We start from the raw sequence: 21,910 nt of genomic DNA on the forward strand, positions 1-21,910 counted from the left end.
TGGCACTCCTTTTTTAAGCCAGGGTTACGAATGCATCACAACGTATAATTGAGGTGTAAATACTCATCAATTATTACCCCGAAAAATACTTCTCTGCTCGTTCCTTTTATATTAGCAAAATGAATTGTACTTTTGCACGGTAAAATGTGGAATGATTTGCGTGCCAATCAAATGGCGGGATTGCAACCACAGTAAAAAAGTGCTAATGATTGCCTTTCAAATTGACACTTCATACTTATCAAGCATTTTACAAAATAGATAATATTAGGTAAAAATCTTTGAAACAATAATTTATGCCATACTTATTCACTTCAGAATCCGTTTCCGAAGGACATCCTGATAAAATAGCTGATCAAATTTCAGATGCACTTATTGATAATTTCCTTGCCTGGGATCCCGATGCGCGCGTAGCTATTGAAACATTAGTAACTACCGGACAAGTCGTCCTAGCGGGAGAAGTTAAATCGAACACCTATTTAGATGTTCAAAAGATCACCCGATCGGTTATTGAAAAAATTGGTTATACCAAATCAGCCTATATGTTCGAGGCCAATTCATGCGGAATTTTGTCTGCCATCCACGAGCAATCGGCTGATATCAACCAGGGCGTCGACCGTAAAGAAAGGCAAGATCAGGGAGCAGGCGATCAAGGCATTATGTTCGGCTACGCCAACAAAGAAACGGAGAACCTGATGCCATTGGCCTTGGATCTTTCGCACAAACTTCTTCTGGAGTTAGCCGCCCTTCGAAGGGAAAATAAAGACATCACCTATTTACGTCCGGACGCGAAAGCACAAGTGACCATTGCTTATAACGATGACCATACCCCATTGCGTATTGATACCATTGTCATCTCTACCCAACATGACGATTTTGATGAAGAGGGCGCCATGCTCGACAAGATTAAACATGATATCATCCATATTTTAATTCCTAGAGTGAAAGCGCAGCTCAAACCTGAGCTTCAGCAATTATTTGATGAACACATTACGTACCACATTAATCCCACGGGTAAATTTGTAATCGGCGGCCCGCATGGAGACACCGGATTAACCGGCAGGAAAATTATCGTAGACACTTATGGGGGTAAAGGTGGACACGGTGGTGGCGCATTTTCAGGTAAAGACCCCTCAAAAGTGGATCGTTCAGCAGCTTATGCTGCCCGACATATTGCGAAGAATCTGGTAGCTGCGGGCATTGCAGACGAGATACTCGTTCAGCTTTCATATGCTATCGGCGTAAAGCACCCAATGGGTATTTATGTAAATACCTATGGCAAAAGCAATGTGGCTTTAACCGATGGACAGATTGCAGAAAAAATAGCTGAGCTTTTTGATTTAACGCCTTATGGAATTGAAACCAGACTAAAATTGCGAAATCCTATTTATTCTGAGACCGCTGCTTACGGCCATATGGGACGCGAATCCGTTATTGTTAATAAAACCTTCGAAAACTCGATGGGTGAAGTAAAGACCGTGGAGGTAGAACTTTTTACTTGGGAAAAACTGGACTATATTGAACCGGTAAGGAAGGCTTTTGGCTTCTAAAGGATTTGAAAATGTTGTTTGAGCCTGGCATACGCCGGGCTTTTTTTATTCAATAGCTTTATAAAAATATTTATTTTTGCTGGCATTGCAAAAGACCTGGTTGAAAATGCAAGGGTAGAACCTTTAATACATGAAATATCATGTCTTATAGGTTACACAAAAACAGATTATTTACATATGAACAAATTTTTTGGATATATCCTGACACCATTCCATTACCTTTACTTCGGCCTTATTCTTGTGATCTTCCACCCTATTCAGTGGATCTGTCTCAAACTAGGCGGGTATGAAGCGCACAAAAGGTCTGTCGATATCCTTAATTGGTTTCTTACAAGCAGCTATTATCTTTTAGGAAATAGCGTACATTTTATCAATAATCAACAACTACCTGTTGCTCAACCCATCATTTTCATTGCAAATCATCAAAGCATGTATGATATCCCGCCGTTGATTTACTTCCTAAGAAAGCATCATGCCAAATTCGTGTCTAAAATTGAGCTGGCAAGCGGTATTCCAAGTATATCGTTCAATCTTAAATATGGTGGTGCAGCCAATATTGATCGAAGTGACCCAAAGCAGTCGATCGCGGAAATATTGAAGTTGGCGAAGAACATGAAAGATAAAAACTGGTCAACGGTTATTTTTCCGGAAGGGACACGATCCAAAACAGGCGTTATGAAACCCTTTGCGGTTGGCGGCATCGCCACCATTCTAAAAAAAGTACCTCATGCAATCATTGTACCCGTAGTCATTAACAACTCTTGGAAAATGGTTCAATATGGTTCTTTTCCGCTTCGTGCTTTCACAGCGATGAGCTGGGAAGTGCTTGCTCCTATCTCTTCGGAAGGACGCACAGCAGAAGACGTAGTAAAAGCGGCAGAAGAAGCGATTCGGGAGAAAGTGGTTCCCTAGTATAAAATACTCATCACCATTATCTCACCTTTCTTCCCTTCCAATAATACTTACCGGTATTACCGGCGATCCCAATGTAAACGATGTAAAAAAGATGCATAACGCTGAGTAAAGGCAAATTGATCAGCAGGGCACTTCGGGAAGCAAATTTTGTAATCGGCATTAAAAATAAAAGCTCTATCCCAATTTTAGCCAACAGAATGATGCCGAACCCTAAAAGCATGGGAGGAAAAAAAACGCCCAGTAAGGCATTCAGTAAAACCGCCAGATTGAATATCCAAATTGCTATTCCTAATAGCACGATGTTTTTATTCTTGTATTTAGTGCTTTTAGAGGCCCAGCGCTTCCGTTGCCGGATAAATTCTTTCAGGTTTTCTTTAGCTTCTGTATAGACAATAGCCTCCTCCGACTTACAAAACCCGATACCGAGGGGATACTTCTGCGCCACTTTATGCAGAAAAAGCTCATCATCTCCACTTGCTAAATCGTCAATTCCGTTAAATCCACCTAATTCATAAAATACGTCTCGCCGATAGGCGAGATTGGCACCATTGCATGTTGATGGCCTACGCAGGCCAATAGAAGCAGCACCCAAACCTATAAGGTATAAAAATTCTAAGGTCTGTAATTTCTCGAAGTAACTCTTCTCTTGGTGATAAACAACGGGAGAAGAAATTAACTTATAGTTCTTCTCTTCATACAGGCTCACAATGGTGCGTAACCAATTTGGGCCCATAACGCAATCGGCATCCGTTGCGACCATTAACTCACCCTTTGCACTAGCAATTCCCTCACTGATGGCTTTCTTTTTATACGAATTTAGTTTTTCATGCTCATTCAACTCAATCAATTTAACCCCCCGATCACTGTACGATGCAATAATTTCAGCTGTTCTATCCGTCGAATGATCATTTATAATAATCAATTCCATTAACTCACTCGGATAATGTTGCTTCAAGATGCACTCTATTGTTTTTGCAATATTACCTTCTTCATTGCGAGCTGCGATGAGCACGCTGACCGATGTTTTAAAAGTGTGCGTGTTCTTAGCTACATGATCCGGCAGCTGCTTCCACCCTCTTAGGAGCGTAAACACCATATATCCGTAATATAAACACAGTATCGTAGTGATCCCACTAATGATTTGAATTGCCAAAGAAATTAATTTTAAAAACAAATACCGAACCTATGATGGCCGGAATAATCAGATTAATAAACCAAATGGATGCCGCAGAGGCCATAACCGCCAACTCTTGCGTTGTTATAAAAGCAAAAAGATATCCCGCCGTTAAGCTTCTTACACCCACATCCAACAAATCTAATGAAGGCATTGCAGATTGAATAAAAAACAATAAAAAAACCATCAAAACCATTGGCCCTGAGGGTATCGAAGGGATAAGTATGTGCATTACCAACATATATTGAGACGTAAACACGGCATATCGGAATAACGACATGGAAAAAACATACCATAACTGTTTTGTATCATATCGTTCTAATAGGAAAAAGAAGCGTTGCACTTTAGTGAGCCATTTGATCCTCCGGATGAAACGATTAAGCCATTTGATTCTAAAGTATAAAAGCAACATGAGGAGAATAAAGCCTAGGGCCAACAAGCAGAGTGCGAGATATAACCAAAACGAAGGGTACTTGTAGTTGCCAATAAACCATACCAACGCAATGGCTCCCATCATGTTGGTAATGACTAACTGAGCGAAAGCTCCGACGGCCATAGCCAGTACACCGAACATGCGTTTACGAGGGTTTAAAAACAATACCCGTCCACCATATTCGCCTATCCTATTAGGCGTAAAAATAGCCCAGCTTAACCCGCAAAAAACCGATTCAAACGCTTTTACGAAGGAAATTTTTTGAATGGGACGACAAAGGTATTGCCATTTAATGCATTCTAAACACCAGTTTATAAGCATTAAAGTGAAAAGCGAAAAAATGGTTAAGCTTAGTAACTCTGTATCCAACCGTCCGATTAAGCGTTTAAACTCATATAGGTTTTTATTGTCACTTAATTTCCTATGTATGAACCATATCGTCAGTAAGAGTACGGTAATTTTAATACTTACACTTATTATTTTTTTTCCCCTCGTGCTCAATGGTGTTTTTTTTGCAATGTTAAGAAAACTTAAATAAATTATAACATAGCAAGGCCGAAAGAACATTCTTAACCCTGTTTATGCTAATAAAATCGTAATATTGTGACATGTTGCAAAGCGATTTAAAAGAGCGGGTTATCTTGGGGATCGATCCCGGAACCAAAGTGATGGGCTACGGTTTAATTCAGGAAAAGGGGAAACAACTGAGCTTAATAAGCTTAGGAATCATTAAACTGGATCATTTGGAAAATCAGGCGCTTAAGTTGCAACGTATATTTGAGAAGACCACCTCACTAATCGATCAGTACCATCCTGATTGCATGGCTTTAGAAGATCCATTTTATGGCAAAAACATCCAAGTCATTCTGAAGTTAGGGCGAGCTCAGGGAGTAGCCATGGCAGCCGCTTTAGCCAAAAAAATTGAAATAGCGGAATACGCGCCCAGGAAAATAAAGCAATCCGTAACAGGTAACGGCAGTGCATCGAAAGAACAAGTTGCCTCCATGTTAAAGAATTTATTAAACTTCAAGGAGAGCCCACAATTTCTTGATGCAACAGACGGGCTCGCAGTGGCGGTATGCCATGCATTTCAAGGACGCGGCACAAGTAGTGGTAAGAAGAGCTATACTGGCTGGGAATCTTTTATAAAAGAAAATTCCCATCGATTAAAATAAGAAAGACCGATCTATACCTCATTGCGGCACGAAAACACTACGAATTACTCGTTAATCTCGCCAGCTCTTGTCTGATACGTTCAGCATGTTCGCTAAGTTGCTCACTGCTAAGCTTCAGTTTTTCTTTCGAGAAGTTGATATCACCTACATGATTGATAGGTACTAAATGGATATGCGCATGCGGCACTTCCAGTCCAATCACAGCAACGCCCACCTTTTCGCATGGAAAAGCTATTTTGATAGCTGATGCAACAATTTTGGCAAACATCCAGATGCCAATGTACTCATCATCTTCCATATCAAAGATATAATCCGTTTCTTTTTTGGGAATCACGAGTACATGTCCTTCCGCTAAGGGATTGATGTCTAAGAAAGCCAAGAAATCATTTGACTCAGCCACTTTATGCGCTGGAATTTCACCTGATACAATTTTTGAAAATAAAGAAGACATAATACAAGGAAGTAAAAATTAAAAATTAAAAAAGCATAAATCTAACAACTTAACCCACCGTTAGCGTCATGTAAGCGGTTATGGCAGCAACCGCACATAACCGCTATACAAGCTATCGTGAGATCTCCAATATTTCCAGTTCGATTTTCCCTGCAGGTACTTCTATTTCAGCTTTATCACCTACGGATTTACCTAACAGGCCTTGCGCTATCGGTGATTTTACCGATATTTTACCGGATTTAAGATCTGCCTCTGTTTCGGAAACCAATTGATAGGTCATGATCGCTCCATTCTTTGTGTTTTTTAATTTTACAATGGATAGAGCCAACACTTTGGTTACGTCTAATTTAGACTCATCGATCAATCTCGCATTTGCTAAAACCTCCTCCAACTTTGCGATCTTTGCTTCGTGAAGGCCTTGCGCCTCTTTGGCTGCGTCGTATTCCGCATTCTCGGACAAGTCACCCTTGTCCCTTGCTTCAGCAATAGCTCTTGCTATGGCGGCCCTTCCTTCCGTCTTCAGATACTGAAGTTCCTCCTTCAACTTTTCCAATCCTTCTTTGCTATAATATGTTACGTCTGCCATAAAAATAATACTTTAAGGTTCCATTATAAAAAACAAGCAAGACCACGCCTTATTACCAAGCGTGGTCTTGCTGAGTTAACAACGAAGTTAACTCCTTTTTCTTAAAAAAACAAATCCACTAATGTGTTTAACAGATATTAACAACTAGGTTCTATCTGCAACAAATTTATACCCCATTCCCCGTACTGTTTGTAAATGATACGGCTTATCGGGATTAATTTCAATCTTCTTCCGCAAGCGCACGATATGCATATCGAGGGTGCGGGTATTCACATTGGAACTGTATCCCCAAACCACTTGCATAAGTTCGTCTCTACTGATAACCCTATTCACATTCTGCAAGAAATAAAGTAGAATCCGATTTTCAAGAATAGTCAGCTCTATTTTTTTCCCATCTCTGATTAACGAATGCGTGTTTGGATGGTGTTCCGTGTTACCAAAGTATAAAGTGTCATTTGCGTTGTTAACAAAAAACTTCACTTTATTTTCGATCATTGCTACTAAAACATCCATATTGAAGGGTTTAGTTATATAATCCGAAACACCGAAGCTATATGCGTCTATCTTATCCACGTCCTGCGACTTGGCGGTCATCATAATAACCAGATTATTAAAACCTGCTTTGCGCAAATTTGCACAGACCTCTGACCCTTGCTTTCCGGGTAACATCCAGTCTAACAATACAATATCCGGCTTTTCAGTTAATATTAACGTCTCCGCATCCTTCCCATTCGAGGCCTGTATCACTTGGTAATGTTCCGATTCTAATCGATGAACAACCAAAAATCGAAGGTTTTCATCATCTTCTATTACAGCAATTTTAGTGTTTTTTTGCATAGTTTTACTTCTGTGCTGTTCGTCTAATTAATGTACATATGGCAGTGTTACTAGAAAAGTTGACCCTTTTCCCAAGGTGCTCTTTACTTGGATATCGCCGTCCATAAAATTCAACAATTCTTTACAAAATGCCAAACCTAAACCTACACTGCCTTGTTGGTTATACTGACTTTTTACTCTATAAAATTTTTTAAATATATTTATAAGTTCGCTCCTTGGAATTCCTATTCCCTTATCGACAAACTTAAACATTATTTGCTTTTTTTGCTTAAAAATAGTGATTTTTAACGATTTACTGCCTTCCTCGGAATACTTATAAGCGTTATCTATTAAATTTTGGAACACACTACCGAGTAAGACCTGGTCTGTATGCAAGGTTGACACATCTTTAAGCTCATATTGCAAATCAAAACCGGGGTATTTTAGTTGATACCGATTTACAATTTTTTCGCAAAAGTCTTTTAAATTAACCTTTTCATATTTCAATTTAATGGACTTATTCTCAATTTGTGTAAAAGATAATAAGGTATTCAATAGATTATTAAGCTTATCTGCCTCCTCATCCAGTATCTTACCGTATAGCTTTCTGGCGTCCTCTTTTAACTCTTTGGCACTTTGAATATTATTGCCCGCAATTTTAATAACACTTACAGGCGTTTTAAATTCATGGGTAAGGTTATTGACAAAATCATATTGCAGCTTAAACATCTTATTGTTAAAACTAATATTTCGATAGATCAGGTACCCAATTACAAACAGTACCAAGTAGCCTAAGGAAATCATTAGCGCTAGTGGCATAAATCGTCTATTAACCTCCTTTATCAAGAAATTTCTATTAGCGCTAAAGTATATTTTATACGAAGCAAGCGCACCGGGTAAGGGACTCTCCGTAGTCAGCAAGTCGGGATCGGTATCAAGCGTTGCATAGAACAGTGGTTTTATTTCGATCTTTTCATAAAGTTCCGGATGATTATTCACTAATTTTAGGTCCTGCGGATCTATATAATAGCTCAAGATATCCTGTTCATAAATCGAGTTATTATCAATCTCGCTTTCTACGAATTGCTTGTATGCTTTGATGTCCTCTTTCCGAGGAATATTCATGTACGTTATTTTCTCAGGAATAACAGCATAAAAGAACTTATTTATCTCATCGTTATTAACACTCCGTGAAGTATCAGCGATATCAATGAAGCTGGCAAGCCTTGCGGCCATACTATTAAAATCATCGGCAATACGAATATCGAATTTTTCACCGGAGTTAGCTCGATAAATTACCTGGCTCTTCGGACAATCTCTTCTAAATTGATACACGGCACGGGGCGTTATCCCTAATCCCGTAGGTGTGTGGCTTACATAAGCATCAAAGAATAAAATGCGCTTTACAAAAGCATACTTTTTTAACACGGAGTCTGCATAAATGAAGGCAGAATTGGAATCGAGATATCCCTGATAAAAGGATACTTCCGGTATTTTATTAAAAAAAAGGTCGTTATAAGACTCTATATTCTTATCTAAAACATCGATTTTTTTTCCGACAAATTCATTTTCAACAAGCTTCCGCGCATATTTCTTTGCAAAGCCCAAGGCTATAATAAATAATAGTGATGCCAGGACAGCAAATGTGATAATAAGCCAGTAATTTTTTCGATAATGGTTATGATTTGGCATATATGATACCGATAAACCGATTAATTAGCGCCCAAATTGTTGGCAAAAAACACTTCAAGTTGCTGATAAAACGCCAAGCGAGCCTGTTCATCTTTAAAGTAATGTCCCTCTTTCTCTTTCAAAAAATAAGTTATATTAATGTTTTTGCCCTTCAGGTCTCGTACCATTTGATTGGTCTCGTTTACATTGCCGCGTTCGTCCTTACCGCCTTGTGCAATAAAAATAGGCCCCTTTATCTTATCCGTATGAAAGACAGGTGATACTGCGCGAAAATAGTCTGCCTGTTTTTCGGGATTACCAATGATTTCATAATACATCTGCAAATAAGGTTTATAATAAGGAGGAATTTCTTTTAAATAAGTAAACAAATTGGTTATTCCCGAATACGATGCGGCACATTTATACAAATCGTTATGAAAACAGGCACCGTATAGCGCGCAAAATCCGCCGAAACTATATCCAAAAATGCCAATTCGTTTAGGATCCGCGACCTTCTTATCGATCAGATATCTTACGCCATCAGCAATATCTTCCTGTATCTTTCCGCCCCACTCACCGAAACCGGCTGACCAAAACTCTTTTCCGTAGCCCGTTGAGCCCCTATAGTTTGGTTGAAAAACAGCATATCCACGATTAGCAAGAAACTGAACTTCGCTATTATATTCCCATACATTTCTTGCAGAAGGACCATTATGAGGTATAACAATAAGCGGTAAATTTTGCTTTTTTAGCTGATTTGGCAATGTTAAATATCCACTAATCGTCATACCATCTCGCGCGTCGTAACGAATAGAGTCCATCTTACATAATGCTGTTCCGTTCAAAGCGGGGTTAACATCGGCTAATTTCGTTAAATGATCGTCTTGGATGCTATATAGGTAAATTGCCCCCGGATCGTCATCAGCGTAAGTACGAATAATGAACCTCGTTTCAGTGTCGTTCTTATCGATCACCCGCATCCAGTATCCGTTTAGTCTTCGCGTTAGATCTTCATGAACCTCTTTAATCTTCTTATTAAAATAATGTCTTTCGGGTTTCCAAGTATCGTATTCCGCATAAGCAAGCCCTTTCGCAACGGTCGAAAAACGGATATTGTCGATGTCGACTTCCGGATGTACATAAATGGTCTTAATTTCTTCTCCTTTCTCCAAGTCGATGATGACCAAGGCTTGCTTATCTCTGTTGATATTCGACAAGGCATATATGTGATTTGCTTTCCCCTCAATAAATCGCAGAGGCTTCACCGTTGTTTTGAAATTATTCTCGAAGACATGCTTAAATTCGCTCGTCTCATTATCCCGATAAAGTAATGTCTCATTTACGCCGTCGCTCGCTACCGCCAAACGCACTTTTCCATCCAGATCTGCGAACCAATTACTGATATTACCCGGATTCTTTGCCACCATCTTTAAATGACAATTATGAAGATTTAACCGATATACGTCAAAAGCAGAAGAATCACGTTTATTTAGCGAAATCAACAACTCATCATTATTCACCTGCTGGCTTACCCACCGAAATCGCATTGGCTCGGGGGTAATGAGGTTACGGACGGACAAAGAGGTTCTATTGACAGCATATATATTCAGATTATCATCCTTCGACCGCTCTTTCCAAAACACCAGTTCGTCGTCATCTGCCCAAAAATAGTTTGCTATATTCTTATCCGTTTCTGTTGTGATCCTTTTGGTTTCTGTGTTATTCCAAGTCGTTAGATAGATATTTTGAATCCCCTTGTATGACTGCAAAAAGGCAATATACTTTCCGCTGGGAGAAATCTGAAAGTTTCCTTTCGGCGATTTCATAAAAAAACTTTCCACCGGTATTTCTTCCCTTTTTGCGAAATTCGAGCAAGCGGAAAGGCTTAAAAGAAAAAATACGACGATGATAGGAGTAAAAATCCGCATGTATACCCACCTCTTTTTTGTACCCAATTTGTTGATTTCTTTCAGACATACAGCCAGGTTTGTATGCCCTTATATTTATGGTTAAGTTAGCAAAAGAAGCTTTTTTTTTCAAACCTCACTCGTAACATTTAAAGTACACTTCTTTTGGCTCCGGTATACCTGCCTTTAATATTCAATAAGCATTTATAATAAAACACCTTTTTCTCGGTCATCTTCTATTAATATTGCTCTTTTGCTTAATTCAAACCGATACAGAATCGATTAAGAAGACATGCGATTGCGCTGATTTAGCGTGGCAAGTACTATTAATGCCAGAGGATTGCTATCTTAGCCGAATGATTTTATTTAATATTACACATATTATTTCTGATCAAAAAGTTTTAGCGTACACCGAATGGCTTAAAACAGAATATATCCCCTTGGTGAAAGCTCATTCTTTATTTGAGGAAATAAGACTTTTAAAAATATTAGACTCTCCCAATGAGGGGCACTCGTTCAGCCTTCAATTGCTAGCAAATAATAGAGAGGACATACTAAAGTTCAAAGAATCACTGTTTACTATTTTACAACAGAAGATGCAGGGAGATTTTTATGGACATCTCTTCTTATTCGATACCCTTATGGAGTACATCGATTAAGAACATAACAAAAACGATATAAGCTACACACTAATAAAATATGAATTTTGTAAAAACACCGATCGAAGGAGTCGTTATTATTGAACCAAAAATATGGGAAGATAACCGAGGACAATTTTTTGAAACTTATAACGAAGCATTATTTAGGGAAAATGGCATTGACGAAAAATTCGTCCAAGATAATCAGTCGGTTTCCTGTAAAGGCGCGCTTCGTGGTTTACATGCACAAGCAGGTCCTCATGCCCAGGGAAAACTTGTCCGAGTAATTAAGGGAAGTGTGATCGATGTCGCTGTGGATATTAGAAAAAACTCACCCACCTTTGGCCAAACCTTCCACATTGAACTTAGTGAGGCAAATGCCAAAATGCTATGGATACCTGTAGGCTTTTTACATGGTTTTGTTGCTCTGGAAGAGAACACTATTTTCTGTTACAAAGTAACCGGTAAATATGATAAGGCAAATGAAATCGGCGTTCGTTACAATGATCCTACCTTTAACATCCAATGGCCTTTACCACAAGAGGAGCTGATTTTATCAGACAAGGATCTTCAGTTACCGCTGCTTGCCGATATCAATAATCCTTTTTAGTTCGTAGTTGAATAGTTGAGTGGTTAAGTTGTTAAATAGCACTCGACCATTCAACCACTCAACTATCCCGCTATTCAACTACCTACTATTTTATCAATTCATAAAGCTCATCCAGCTTTGGAGAAAGAACAATTTCTATTCTTCTGTTAGCACTCCTAGCCTCGGGTGTGTCTGCGGTATCTACAGGGGTAAACTCGCCCTTTCCCGTTGCTATTAGCCTCTTTGGATCGATTCCCTCTTCCTCTGTTAGATACCTGACAACCGAAGTTGACCTCAAAACGCTGAGATCCCAATTATCCTTAATTTGTCCCAAGCTTCTCACCTTCTGATTATCTGTATGACCTTCAACGGCCATATTGATTTCGGGCTGCGTATTCAAAACTTTGGCTAACTCGGCCAAAGCTTGTTTCCCACGCTGATCAATTATGATACTTCCCGAAGAAAAGAGTAATTTATCAGCAAGTAGGACATATACTTTACCCTCCCGCATATCAACGGTCAACCCGCTTTCCTTAAATCCCAACAGCGCACGTTGCAACTTATCTTTTAATTGATTACCTGCTTCCTCTCGTTTCCGCAGTACATCTTCTACCTCTTTCAGGCGTTCCTCGCGTTCAGCTAAATTTGCGGCCAGTTTTTTCGCCTCACTTGAGCTTGAGCTCAAATTCTCTTCCAATGAAGCAAGCCTTCTTCCCAATGATGCTGTGTCGGCCCTTAGCTTCGCCAGTTCATCTTCTAAGTTATCATTTTTGATTTGAGCTGTCCGCCAACCTTGATTTAATGAATCCTGTACATTTAGCATAGCTTGGTAGGCTTTGGGGGACATCACTTTGCAACTACTTATAAGTAAAGCAATAAATAGAAACAAGCAAAAACCCTTATTAAAAAGTATCATAGCGTTTAAATAAAAGAAAAACTGATCTCAATCATCCAACTGATATTTTGGATTGTATTTAATCTTGGGCGTCAGAAAATACAGCAAAATCAGTCGCGAATATCGATAATTAAAAGGGGCCAAAAGCAATACTGCTATAAACAACACAATCGAATAGAGCCAAGGAGACTCACTTCCTGTAATTAAGTAGGTTGTCAAGCCGATGGTGATTACTTCCAAAACTGCCATGGCATAACTCACATACATAGCAGCATAAAAGTAGCCGGGTTCAATTTCAAATTCCAAGCCGCAGTATGGACAAATATCATTAGTTCGTTGTTTACGAAAGCCATATGTACCACCAATGAACATTTTTCCCGTTCTGCATTGAGGGCATCGGGCTTCTATTAACGCACGTATCTTGCTCCTACCCGCCATGCCTCCATGAAAACTAGTTGAGATTGATCGGGTCGTGTTTGAAATTAACATCAACCTGCTTCCTTCGATATTTTTTATACCACATATATCCTACGGCGCCTACCGCCAAATAAGGCATAGCTAATAAAAACAATATCCCTTTGTTTAAGCCTTTGCCTTGACTGTTGCCATCTTTCACCGATTGCTCAGCATTTAAAGTACACATCGCGCATTGTGCATACACCGGTTTGACATAGCTGACAGCAGCAATTGTCAAAAAAAACAGCAATCCAGCTATTCTGAGAATCTTTTTCATTTGCTTATTTTTAAATGATAAAGCTAATCTGTTTAGTATAGCGCAACTTTTTATTGATCCTTATTATAGAAAACGAAATTACGCAATAAAAATTACTTACAGGAAGCTAGTTTATCGACTAATTGTAGTAGGGAGCCATCATTAAGTACACGATTACGCCTGTAATGGTGACGTATAACCAAATAGGAAAACTCCAACGTACTAATTTACGATGCTTTTCAACTTGCATCTTCATCCCTCTGTAAAAACTGAACAGAACCAGGGGCAGTACAATGGCCGAGAGCACAATATGCGTTATCAATATAAAGAAATAAATGGGACGAATAATTCCTTGCCCCCCAAACTTTGCCTCATTACCGGTGGAGTGATAGATTATATAAAGCACCAGGAAAAGCGAAGAAAGTATAAAGGTAATGATATTCAGCCTTTTGTGCATTGTAATATTTCCTTTCCGAATATAAAAGAAAGAGATGATGAGCAAGACGGTGCAAGTTCCATTAATCATGGCATTCGCCTTAGGCAAATAGAAAACCCAATCCGGTATAACTTTCCAGGCGATCAGTCCACTTTGCAATAGTGCAACCACGACAAAAACAAAAACCGATACGCCCCAAACCAATCTAAAGATAGCCTTATCACTCATTATTGTCTTATGCTTATATTTCTAAATTCTTCCGTTAATAACAACTTAATTTCGTCAATCAGTTTATCAACATCCGTTTTAACCAAGGCGTCGTAGTACCCTCTTATTCTTCGTTTTGAATCCAATAGAACGATTGATGAACTATGCGTAACAGGGGTATGCGCTTTTGGGTCATAAACAACATCTAACAGCAAGCCATCTTTGGCCAACGTTATAACTTCTTCGTAGTTCGCCGGTGATAGCATATACCAATTTCTAAACTTACCCCACCCTTCCTTATATTGTTTCAAAACGGAGGGTGTGTCACTATAAGGATCAATGCTAACCGAATAAAGCTCAACCATGGCGTTTTTTTCGAAACGTTTGGCAATCTGTTGCATCACTTGGTTAATAGGCTTCGCTAGCTTCTCGTTCTTTGTAAAGAAGAAATTAATAACTGCCACACTGCTATCCGGTTTAAAGGTTACCGTAGAGCTATCGCTGTTTAACATGCTGAAAGGTTGCACGGCATGATAAAGTGTATCGGGAATCTGTTTACCGCGCTTGGTATGAAAAGTTCCCGTTAATTTCTTTTCGCCATAAAAGGGTAACGATTTATAACGATTCTCGCCCTTTTCCTGAAGTAGATAATAACAAAATCCCGGTAAAGCCAATATGGTTACCAGGATTGCAATCTTCTTTATTGAAAAGGACTTTGTTTGATCTTTCATTCTGCGTAATATACCACTCTAATCAATCTATCGAGAAAGACGCTACAAAGAAAATACTATCCGAATACATGATTCAAATGTATACTCAGATAGGATCCTTCCGTTAATAGCAGAATAATGAAATATATAATAAAGACAAACACAATGAGTGTCGACACTATAAATCCCATTTTCTCAAACTTTAAGTGCATAAAATAGGCCACAATATAATAAGCCTTCACCAGTGTAAGCACTATATAGATGAAATTAACTAAAGGTCCTTTTTCAAGAGGCCCATGATAAACTAATGCCAATGCAATGAAAAACTCTAGGCAGGTAATCGCTAATAAATAAAAGAAAACCTTCCAGATCAACTTTTTAGACATATCAGCATGATGCTCTTCATGTGTATGTTCCATATGTGAATTATGTTCGCTCATTTGTATATCGTAAGGAATGAAAAATTAAACCAAGTAAAAGAAAGTGAATACAAACACCCAAACCAAGTCAACGAAGTGCCAGTACAACCCTACTTTCTCGATCATCAAATAGGTTCCTCTTTTTTCAAATACATTTGCCATCGTCATAAAGAGAATGATGATATTGATGATTACACCGGTGGTTACGTGAAACCCATGGAAGCCTGTAATGGTAAAAAATAGATTAGCGAATTGTTGGGCTCCTAATTTATCAATACCTTCATAATGCGTAGGTATACTGCCCCACCAATATCCTTCGTGATGCAAATGCGACCATTCTAAAGCCTGACAGCCTAAAAACATCAAACCGCCGATAATGGTAGCAATCATCCATCCTACTACTTCTTTTTTAGCATTGCGATGTCCTGCTTCTACTGCTAACACCATGGTAACCGAGCTCATGATCAGTATAAAAGTCATGATCCCCACAAAGACCAACGGATAACCATGATCGGCAATTCCGGGAATGGATTGAAAAACATCATCCGGATTAGGCCAGGTTACCTGGGCAAAACGCTGTGCACCATAATAAATCAAAAAGGCGGAGAAAGTAAAGGCATCTGATACCAGGAAAAACCACATCATAATTTTGCCATACTCCATGGCAAAAGGAGATCTACCACCATTCCATGGTCCAGATTTCACTTGATCTAATTGCGATACAGTAGTACTCATTTAATTAGTTTTATTGATTCAAAAGTAAGAAAACATATATATATATCCATAGAATATCCAGAAAATGCCAGAAAATAGTGGCAAGTTCCATTCTAAAACGATTTTTAATTAAAGGGTTCCCATTATTAGCTTTAAAAAAAGCATTTAACAGTACAATGATACCAGCCAAGATATGCGCTTGGTGCGCCCATACAAAGACGTAGATGAAAGACTGGGATGCATTATTATTAATGAACATTACGCCATTTCTAGCCAGCTCCATCCAGGCACTATATTGCAGGAAGAAAAACAAGCAGCCTAGCAGAATGGTCAGCCCTAACCATAAACGTTGTTTTACGACATTGCCGATTTTAGTCGATCCATAAGCTAAATGCATACAAAAACTGCTTAGCACAATACTGATCGTACTGTAAATAAAAGTATTAGGTAATAACGTTTTTAAGCCCTTATCTTCCCCTCCCGCCGAATAAACAATAAAACCACTGGACCAAGCGGCGAAGAGCATGAATGATACCACTAAAAAAACGTATAAAGAGAATTTCTTCGCCTTTAAAGACGTTAGATAATTATTATTATCCGTTTGTTGAACCATTATCATATCTTAATAAAATCAAACAACAACACTAATTGCATTAACGGTAATATGAAAAAAGATGTAAACATTACTTTCCTTGCCGAAGCCAAGTCCCTTTTCAAAAATAGCTGCAATGCAAAATAAGCAAATACTAACCCCGCCAAAAGCGACACAACTGCGAGCGTATATCCTGCAAAACCATACCAAGTAGGTAACAAAGAGACAGGTATGAGTAGTGCTGCAGATAAAAAGACCATAAAGGCACTTATCGTATCCTTCCTCGTGGTGGGTAGCAACCTAAATCCTGCTCGCTTATAATCTTCATCAAGTACCCAAGCGATACTCCAAAAATGGGGAAACTGCCAAACGAATTGAATTCCAAATAAAATTAGTGGTATCTCGTCAATGAACGGTTCCTTAAAAGCTGCAAAATACCCAATAAGCGGCGGCAAGGCTCCCGGAAATGCACCAACAAAAACGGCAATGGGCGACTTCTGCTTTAAGGGCGTATAAAAGAACGCATACATCAAAATTGAAAATACCGACAGTACTCCTGTAAGGAAATTTAATCGAACCAATAAAAGTGTGCCGATTAAACCCATCAACAAACTTAAAACCAGTGCTTGTCCCGACGTCATTCTGCCCGATGGTAAAGGTCTATCCGCTGTCCGCTTCATTAATTTGTCGAGATCGCGTTCAATAATCTCATTAAAACCGTTAGCAGAACCCGTCACCAGTAATCCGCCTATCGTTAGAATAGCCCAATTTAACCAATTGATATCTCCTTGTGCCCTACTCCCGACAAGAAAAGCAATTGATGCAGAAAATACGACTGTAAAAGAAAGTCGAACTTTTATTAACTGCTTTAAATCACTTATAAAATCCTTCACTTTAATCAATTTACTGACCTATGTATTCGCTCGTCTTTCCCAGTAAGAGCATGAGGTAATATTGAGCTCCAAACAACAAGCTAGCCAACACCAAGTGTGTGGTTTGAGCATAAGCCGGAACTCCCAAATACGAAAGAATAAAGCCTGTGGCGAGCTGCAAAATAACGAGTAGAACGATCAGATTAACAATTCCGCTCTGTACACTTTTATGCGCGTATCTCGTTCGAACCAAAAAGAATAATAATAGGCACAGAACAAAGACTCCTATAGCTATATCACGATGGTAGTTAAAGTAGTTACTTAGCTTCGATACCCATTCAGCGCGATTGTCAGATGACGAAGCAATGAAATCGATCTCTTCCCGCACCGTTGTCCCCAGTATTACCTGCACAACAATAAGCACCAAAACCACTAGAGCAAGCAATTTTGCTGATTTATTCCCTCTGTTGATCAACAGGCTACTGTCTCTTAACACTTTAGCTTGGAAATAGGTGTAAATACTAATTGCCAATATAACCAATGCCAACAACATATGCACGGTAATTACCCATGCCAATAAATTGGTGGAAACAACAATGGAACCAAGCCAAGCCTGTAGAAATACAACAAATAAATTGAGTACGCTGAAATAGAAAATACGCTTTTTACTTTTCAGGAACGCAGTGGAAAAAACAGCACACAATAAAAGGAAAAACCCTGTAACTGCACCAACTAACCTATTGATATACTCCGTCCATGTTTTAGCCGCATTAAACTCCTCATGTTGAAGAATGCTCTTATCATTTCTCAACTCCTCAGCTAACTCGGCGAATCCGAATAGATCCAATGTCTTTGCAAAGCGTTCGTTCTTTCTTGCCCGATTGTCAATGTACTTTTGCTCGTACCCTTCAGGTAACTGAGACTCGTTTGTTGGCGGTACGTACTGGTCAAAACACTTTGGCCAATCCGGACAGCCCATTCCCGAACCGGTACTTCTCACCACTCCACCGGCCAGGATAAGCAAAAAGAGCGCTAGAATAGTAATTTTATTTACTACTACAAATCTCCTCTCGCCAGGTAAATAGACACTCATTTAGCACAAAATGGGGCACCCGATTAGCTTATAAGCTTAGGCAGATACCCCAAGTTCTTTATTCAAAACTATTAATGATGTAATTCTCTTTCGACACCATGCTCCTTATCCCACTCGCGTTGAATTTGCTCAGCAACAGCATCCCCTTCAAAATCGTGTGGCAAGTTAGAACTCATCGTTTCTGAGAAAGGAACCGTTTGTGGAATAAAATCATCATCATGTCCCGGTTTACTATAATCGTAAGGCCAACGATAAACTGTTGGGATCTCGCCCGGCCAGTTTCCGTGTAAATGCTCTACCGGTGTTGTCCACTCCAGGGTATTAGATTTCCATGGGTTCTGTGTTGCCTTCTTACCAAACCAAATTGAATAGAAGAAGTTAAACAAGAATGCTACTTGTCCAAACCCAGCGATAATAGCCGCCCATGTTACAAAGACGTTGACCGTCAACCATTCTTGCATGAATGGGAAATTAGTGAACGAATAATAACGGCGGGGAACACCATCTATTCCCATAAAGTGCATCGGGAAAAATACCAAATATGCCCCAATAAACGTCATCCAGAAATGGAGATAACCCAATTTATCGTTCATCATTCGTCCAAACATCTTTGGATACCAATGGTAAACACCACAAAGCATTCCACAAATAGATGCAGAACCCATTACCAAGTGGAAATGCGCGACAACAAAATAGGTATCGTGTAAGTTAATATCTAAGGCGGAGTTACCCAAAAAGATACCAGTCAATCCACCTGATATAAAGAATGAAACCAAACCAATAGCAAATAACATCGCTGGTGTAAATTTGATATTTCCTCTCCATAAGGTCGCTAGGTAGTTAAACGTTTTTACCGCTGATGGTACCGCGATGATTAAGGTAGTAATCATAAATACACCACCTAAGAACGGATTCATTCCGGTAACGAACATATGGTGACCCCATACAATAAATGACAGTACGGTAATACCAATCAGTGAATATACCATCGCATGGTAACCAAATATCGGCTTACGTGAGTTAGTCGCAATTACTTCCGACGTTAAGCCTAAAGCAGGCATTAATACGATATATACCTCAGGGTGGCCTAAGAACCAGAAAAGGTGTTGGAATAAAATAGGACTACCACCCTCATTTGGTAAGATCTGTCCACCTATAATGATATCCGATAAATAGAAACTGGTACCCATACTTCTATCGAAGATCAATAAAACCACGGCTGAAACCAAAACAGGGAACGATAACAAACCAACAATGGCCGTCAAAAACACCGCCCAGATAGTCAAAGGCATTCTCCAAAGGCTCATTCCTTTCGTGCGCATATTCAATACGGTACTGATGTAGTTAATACCCCCCATTACCTGTGAAGCAATAAACAGCACCATACTTGCCAACCAAAGTGTCATCCCTGTTCCTGATCCCGGAATAGCCTGTGGCAAAGCCGATAAAGGAGGATAGATGGTCCATCCGGCACTTGCAGGTCCACTTTCAACAAAGAAGGAGGAAATCATCACTACGCAAGCCGAAAAGAAAAACCAATAGGATAACATATTCATAAACGGCGATGCCATATCCCGCGCTCCCAGCTGCAATGGAATCAGTAAGTTACTAAAAGTACCACTCAAACCAGCAGTTAACACGAAGAAGACCATGATCGTTCCGTGGATAGTGACCAAAGAAAGGAAAAAATCGGGCCTTATCCTACCGCCCTCTGCCCACTTGCCTAGGAAAACTTCCAATATGGGGAAATCCTTTTCAGGCCAGGCTAACTGAATTCTAAATAAGATGGATAAAAACATAGCAAAAAAAGCCATGATGATACCCGTAATTAAAAACTGCTTAGCAATCATCTTATGATCCTGACTAAAAATATATTTCGTCAGAAACGTTTCATGATGATGCCCGTGAGCATCATGGCCATGATCGCCTGCATGTGGAATTGCTATACTTGACATAAGCTCTTATCCTCTATATATTAATAATTTAACGCCAATTGTTTATTATCCTTCGCCTGCCCCTCTTGATTTGCTGTTTGCGAAGCTTTGAATTCTTTCTTCACGTCATCGCTGAAGAAATAAGTTTGCGATGCCAACCACTCTTTGTATTCCGCTTCGGATACGATACGTACCGTCTTCTGCATATTGTAGTGTCCTTGTCCACAGATCTTAGCACAAAGCATTACATAATCAAATTCAGGATTGTTCAACTTTTCGCGCATCTCCTCCGTTGTGAAACGTGGAGTCATTTGGAAATGCGTAGCCATACCCGGTACTGCGTTCATTTGAACTCTGAAATCCGGCATATAGAAACTATGTAGGATGTCTTTAGAGTTTATGGTAAATCTAACAGGTTTACCTACCGGCAATACTATTTCAGATCCCATTATATCATCCCAGGCATTTTTATCATTATAGTCGATCCCCAAGCCGTTCAAAGGGGTTGTCAACTTAATACTTCTTTTACCAATTTTATTATCTCTTCCACCATAACGAACCGTCCAAGCGAATTGCTCGCCCGTAATTTCCACTTGCAGCGCATTTTTAGCTACATCATCCGGTACATTCGTTATACTTCTCCAGGTAAAAAACCCGAACAATACAAGAATTGTCAATACAATGGCCGGAACAATGGTCCATATTTTTTCTATCAGGTTATTATGTGGATAGAAATAAGCTTTGCGCTTTCCACTGCTTTTATATATGAATGAGAATCCAAAGAGTAAGATATGCGTTAGCACAAAAACAATGGTTGTAATCACTGTAGTTGTGATAAACATACTATCAATTTTTGCTCCGTGCTCGGATGCCGCTTCGTGCCAAGCTAGGCTACCATGGTGTACGTATGACCAATAAGCACCGTACAATCCCACAAAAAGGCTTATTAAGAAAAGAATGCCGTTGAACTTATTCCAGTTCACGCGTTTTCCTTTTCCTTGCATTTCGCGTGTTAATTCGTAAACGTGGATAATCTTACCAACAATACCAACCACTATACACACGAGGAAAAACAACAACACATAATAAAAGAAGTTTTTATATACCTGAGGGTCTATTGACTTTTCTTCTTCTTGTGCTGCTTGTGCAGCGTTGCTGGTTGCACTTGTCCCGGCGGGCGTCTTTGCAGCAACGGCATTACCGGTGGTATCCGCCGCATTTGTCCCGGCTGAATCCGCTTTAGCCTGCAACTCTGAACTTGAAACAGTAGCACTGGTATCGTTCTTGGCAGCAGTACTATCTCCTGACTGAGCAAAAGCTGGACTTTGCAATGATAGCATAACAGCCATTACCAAGCCGAAGATCGTTCTAAAATTGATGTACTTTCTATATCTCATTTCAATATTAACGGTTATTCGTATTCA

Annotated in this window: 24 protein-coding genes; 5 read left to right on the top strand and 19 right to left on the bottom strand. The window is 39.4% G+C overall.

Annotation, left to right across the window (positions count from 1 at the left end):
• The first annotated feature begins 293 nt into the window (after window positions 1–293).
• Complete coding sequence (gene metK / locus M1D52_RS23405; protein ID WP_013664866.1) at window positions 294–1,547, top strand: methionine adenosyltransferase; 1,254 nt, start codon at window positions 294–296, stop codon at window positions 1,545–1,547.
• Window positions 1,548–1,724: 177 nt separating this feature from the next.
• A complete protein-coding gene (locus tag M1D52_RS23410) occupies window positions 1,725–2,459 on the top strand; it encodes a lysophospholipid acyltransferase family protein (RefSeq protein WP_041388039.1) in 735 nt (244 codons plus the stop codon).
• Window positions 2,460–2,478: 19 nt separating this feature from the next.
• Here the strand turns inward: M1D52_RS23410 and M1D52_RS23415 are convergent, their stop codons facing one another.
• Together M1D52_RS23415 and M1D52_RS23420 are read right to left on the bottom strand one after the other, a co-directional pair.
• Window positions 2,479–3,558, bottom strand: a complete 1,080-nt coding sequence (locus tag M1D52_RS23415; RefSeq protein ID WP_437393723.1) for a glycosyltransferase family 2 protein — start codon at window positions 3,556–3,558, stop codon at window positions 2,479–2,481.
• Between the two features lie 37 nt (window positions 3,559–3,595).
• Entirely contained in the window at window positions 3,596–4,570 is a 975-nt protein-coding gene (locus M1D52_RS23420) for a hypothetical protein (RefSeq protein ID WP_437393724.1), read from the bottom strand.
• A gap of 107 nt (window positions 4,571–4,677) precedes the next feature.
• Here M1D52_RS23420 and ruvC point away from each other — a divergent pair, with 107 nt between their 5' ends.
• Window positions 4,678–5,244: a crossover junction endodeoxyribonuclease RuvC gene (ruvC, locus tag M1D52_RS23425; RefSeq protein WP_377613231.1), complete on the top strand. Its 567-nt coding sequence runs from the start codon at window positions 4,678–4,680 to the stop codon at window positions 5,242–5,244.
• Window positions 5,245–5,281: 37 nt separating this feature from the next.
• Here ruvC and M1D52_RS23430 read toward each other — a convergent pair whose 3' ends face one another.
• The 5 genes from M1D52_RS23430 to M1D52_RS23450 form a co-directional block, all read right to left on the bottom strand.
• Window positions 5,282–5,695, bottom strand: coding sequence for an HIT family protein (locus tag M1D52_RS23430; RefSeq protein WP_013664861.1), 414 nt, complete (start codon window positions 5,693–5,695; stop codon window positions 5,282–5,284).
• Between the two features lie 112 nt (window positions 5,696–5,807).
• Window positions 5,808–6,281, bottom strand: a complete 474-nt coding sequence (greA, locus tag M1D52_RS23435; protein WP_013664860.1) for a transcription elongation factor GreA — start codon at window positions 6,279–6,281, stop codon at window positions 5,808–5,810.
• 144 nt (window positions 6,282–6,425) lie between these two features.
• Window positions 6,426–7,118, bottom strand: a complete 693-nt coding sequence (locus tag M1D52_RS23440) for a response regulator transcription factor (protein WP_013664859.1) — start codon at window positions 7,116–7,118, stop codon at window positions 6,426–6,428.
• A 27-nt stretch (window positions 7,119–7,145) separates the two neighbouring features.
• A complete protein-coding gene (locus M1D52_RS23445; protein WP_013664858.1) occupies window positions 7,146–8,789 on the bottom strand; it encodes a sensor histidine kinase in 1,644 nt (547 codons plus the stop codon).
• A gap of 20 nt (window positions 8,790–8,809) precedes the next feature.
• The gene (locus tag M1D52_RS23450) at window positions 8,810–10,594 is read right to left on the bottom strand and encodes a S9 family peptidase (RefSeq protein WP_437366077.1); all 1,785 of its coding nucleotides are present in this window, start codon (window positions 10,592–10,594) and stop codon (window positions 8,810–8,812) included.
• 437 nt (window positions 10,595–11,031) lie between these two features.
• On the opposite strand from M1D52_RS23450, the gene M1D52_RS23455 reads away from it, so the two are divergent.
• On the top strand, window positions 11,032–11,334 hold the full coding sequence (locus M1D52_RS23455; RefSeq protein WP_165446897.1) for a DUF4286 family protein: 303 nt from the start codon (window positions 11,032–11,034) through the stop codon (window positions 11,332–11,334).
• Window positions 11,335–11,374: 40 nt separating this feature from the next.
• Entirely contained in the window at window positions 11,375–11,923 is a 549-nt protein-coding gene (gene rfbC / locus M1D52_RS23460; protein ID WP_013664855.1) for a dTDP-4-dehydrorhamnose 3,5-epimerase, read from the top strand.
• A gap of 85 nt (window positions 11,924–12,008) precedes the next feature.
• On the opposite strand, the gene M1D52_RS23465 is transcribed toward rfbC, so the two are convergent.
• The 12 genes from M1D52_RS23465 to M1D52_RS23520 form a co-directional block, all read right to left on the bottom strand.
• On the bottom strand, window positions 12,009–12,818 hold the full coding sequence (locus tag M1D52_RS23465) for an OmpA/MotB family protein (RefSeq protein ID WP_437366079.1): 810 nt from the start codon (window positions 12,816–12,818) through the stop codon (window positions 12,009–12,011).
• Between the two features lie 27 nt (window positions 12,819–12,845).
• The gene (locus M1D52_RS23470; protein WP_013664853.1) at window positions 12,846–13,286 is read right to left on the bottom strand and encodes a DUF983 domain-containing protein; all 441 of its coding nucleotides are present in this window, start codon (window positions 13,284–13,286) and stop codon (window positions 12,846–12,848) included.
• Window positions 13,249–13,530: a hypothetical protein gene (locus M1D52_RS23475; protein ID WP_013664852.1), complete on the bottom strand. Its 282-nt coding sequence runs from the start codon at window positions 13,528–13,530 to the stop codon at window positions 13,249–13,251. The genes M1D52_RS23470 and M1D52_RS23475 overlap by 38 nt, the downstream gene beginning before the upstream one ends.
• 118 nt (window positions 13,531–13,648) lie before the next feature.
• A complete protein-coding gene (locus M1D52_RS23480) occupies window positions 13,649–14,173 on the bottom strand; it encodes a DUF420 domain-containing protein (RefSeq protein ID WP_013664851.1) in 525 nt (174 codons plus the stop codon).
• Window positions 14,173–14,883, bottom strand: coding sequence for an SCO family protein (locus M1D52_RS23485; RefSeq protein WP_013664850.1), 711 nt, complete (start codon window positions 14,881–14,883; stop codon window positions 14,173–14,175). The genes M1D52_RS23480 and M1D52_RS23485 overlap by 1 nt, the downstream gene beginning before the upstream one ends.
• A gap of 56 nt (window positions 14,884–14,939) precedes the next feature.
• Complete coding sequence (locus tag M1D52_RS23490) at window positions 14,940–15,281, bottom strand: cytochrome C oxidase subunit IV family protein (protein ID WP_013664849.1); 342 nt, start codon at window positions 15,279–15,281, stop codon at window positions 14,940–14,942.
• 45 nt (window positions 15,282–15,326) lie between these two features.
• Window positions 15,327–16,016: a cytochrome c oxidase subunit 3 gene (locus M1D52_RS23495; protein WP_013664848.1), complete on the bottom strand. Its 690-nt coding sequence runs from the start codon at window positions 16,014–16,016 to the stop codon at window positions 15,327–15,329.
• A gap of 10 nt (window positions 16,017–16,026) precedes the next feature.
• Complete coding sequence (locus M1D52_RS23500) at window positions 16,027–16,614, bottom strand: cytochrome c oxidase subunit 3 (RefSeq protein ID WP_457941594.1); 588 nt, start codon at window positions 16,612–16,614, stop codon at window positions 16,027–16,029.
• Window positions 16,611–17,480 carry a heme o synthase gene (gene cyoE / locus M1D52_RS23505; RefSeq protein ID WP_013664846.1) on the bottom strand — a complete coding sequence of 290 codons (870 nt, stop codon included), beginning with the start codon at window positions 17,478–17,480 and terminating at the stop codon, window positions 16,611–16,613. Before cyoE ends, M1D52_RS23500 begins: the two co-directional genes overlap by 4 nt.
• A 10-nt stretch (window positions 17,481–17,490) precedes the next feature.
• On the bottom strand, window positions 17,491–18,552 hold the full coding sequence (locus M1D52_RS23510) for a COX15/CtaA family protein (RefSeq protein WP_013664845.1): 1,062 nt from the start codon (window positions 18,550–18,552) through the stop codon (window positions 17,491–17,493).
• A 71-nt stretch (window positions 18,553–18,623) separates the two neighbouring features.
• Window positions 18,624–20,507 (bottom strand): cytochrome c oxidase subunit I, encoded by a 1,884-nt coding sequence (locus M1D52_RS23515; RefSeq protein WP_013664844.1) that lies wholly within the window; start codon window positions 20,505–20,507, stop codon window positions 18,624–18,626.
• 20 nt (window positions 20,508–20,527) lie between these two features.
• Complete coding sequence (locus M1D52_RS23520; RefSeq protein WP_013664843.1) at window positions 20,528–21,883, bottom strand: cytochrome c oxidase subunit II; 1,356 nt, start codon at window positions 21,881–21,883, stop codon at window positions 20,528–20,530.
• Window positions 21,884–21,910 lie beyond the last annotated feature (27 nt).

This window comes from Olivibacter sp. SA151, from assembly GCF_054130995.1.

Bases quoted from the DNA above. Each gene is read 5' to 3' on its own strand.
- metK (WP_013664866.1), top strand. From the start codon at position 294: ATGCCATACTTATTCACTTCAGAATCCGTTTCCGAAGGACATCCTGAT.
- M1D52_RS23410 (WP_041388039.1), top strand. From the start codon at position 1,725: ATGAACAAATTTTTTGGATATATCCTGACACCATTCCATTACCTTTAC.
- M1D52_RS23415 (WP_437393723.1), bottom strand. From the start codon at position 3,558: ATGGTGTTTACGCTCCTAAGAGGGTGGAAGCAGCTGCCGGATCATGTA.
- ruvC (WP_377613231.1), top strand. From the start codon at position 4,678: ATGTTGCAAAGCGATTTAAAAGAGCGGGTTATCTTGGGGATCGATCCC.
- M1D52_RS23430 (WP_013664861.1), bottom strand. From the start codon at position 5,695: ATGTCTTCTTTATTTTCAAAAATTGTATCAGGTGAAATTCCAGCGCAT.
- greA (WP_013664860.1), bottom strand. From the start codon at position 6,281: ATGGCAGACGTAACATATTATAGCAAAGAAGGATTGGAAAAGTTGAAG.
- M1D52_RS23440 (WP_013664859.1), bottom strand. From the start codon at position 7,118: ATGCAAAAAAACACTAAAATTGCTGTAATAGAAGATGATGAAAACCTT.
- M1D52_RS23445 (WP_013664858.1), bottom strand. From the start codon at position 8,789: ATGCCAAATCATAACCATTATCGAAAAAATTACTGGCTTATTATCACA.
- M1D52_RS23450 (WP_437366077.1), bottom strand. From the start codon at position 10,594: ATGAAATCGCCGAAAGGAAACTTTCAGATTTCTCCCAGCGGAAAGTAT.
- M1D52_RS23455 (WP_165446897.1), top strand. From the start codon at position 11,032: ATGATTTTATTTAATATTACACATATTATTTCTGATCAAAAAGTTTTA.
- rfbC (WP_013664855.1), top strand. From the start codon at position 11,375: ATGAATTTTGTAAAAACACCGATCGAAGGAGTCGTTATTATTGAACCA.
- M1D52_RS23465 (WP_437366079.1), bottom strand. From the start codon at position 12,818: ATGATACTTTTTAATAAGGGTTTTTGCTTGTTTCTATTTATTGCTTTA.
- M1D52_RS23470 (WP_013664853.1), bottom strand. From the start codon at position 13,286: ATGTTAATTTCAAACACGACCCGATCAATCTCAACTAGTTTTCATGGA.
- M1D52_RS23475 (WP_013664852.1), bottom strand. From the start codon at position 13,530: ATGAAAAAGATTCTCAGAATAGCTGGATTGCTGTTTTTTTTGACAATT.
- M1D52_RS23480 (WP_013664851.1), bottom strand. From the start codon at position 14,173: ATGAGTGATAAGGCTATCTTTAGATTGGTTTGGGGCGTATCGGTTTTT.
- M1D52_RS23485 (WP_013664850.1), bottom strand. From the start codon at position 14,883: ATGAAAGATCAAACAAAGTCCTTTTCAATAAAGAAGATTGCAATCCTG.
- M1D52_RS23490 (WP_013664849.1), bottom strand. From the start codon at position 15,281: ATGGAACATACACATGAAGAGCATCATGCTGATATGTCTAAAAAGTTG.
- M1D52_RS23495 (WP_013664848.1), bottom strand. From the start codon at position 16,016: ATGAGTACTACTGTATCGCAATTAGATCAAGTGAAATCTGGACCATGG.
- M1D52_RS23500 (WP_457941594.1), bottom strand. From the start codon at position 16,614: ATGATAATGGTTCAACAAACGGATAATAATAATTATCTAACGTCTTTA.
- M1D52_RS23510 (WP_013664845.1), bottom strand. From the start codon at position 18,552: ATGAGTGTCTATTTACCTGGCGAGAGGAGATTTGTAGTAGTAAATAAA.
- M1D52_RS23515 (WP_013664844.1), bottom strand. From the start codon at position 20,507: ATGTCAAGTATAGCAATTCCACATGCAGGCGATCATGGCCATGATGCT.
- M1D52_RS23520 (WP_013664843.1), bottom strand. From the start codon at position 21,883: ATGAGATATAGAAAGTACATCAATTTTAGAACGATCTTCGGCTTGGTA.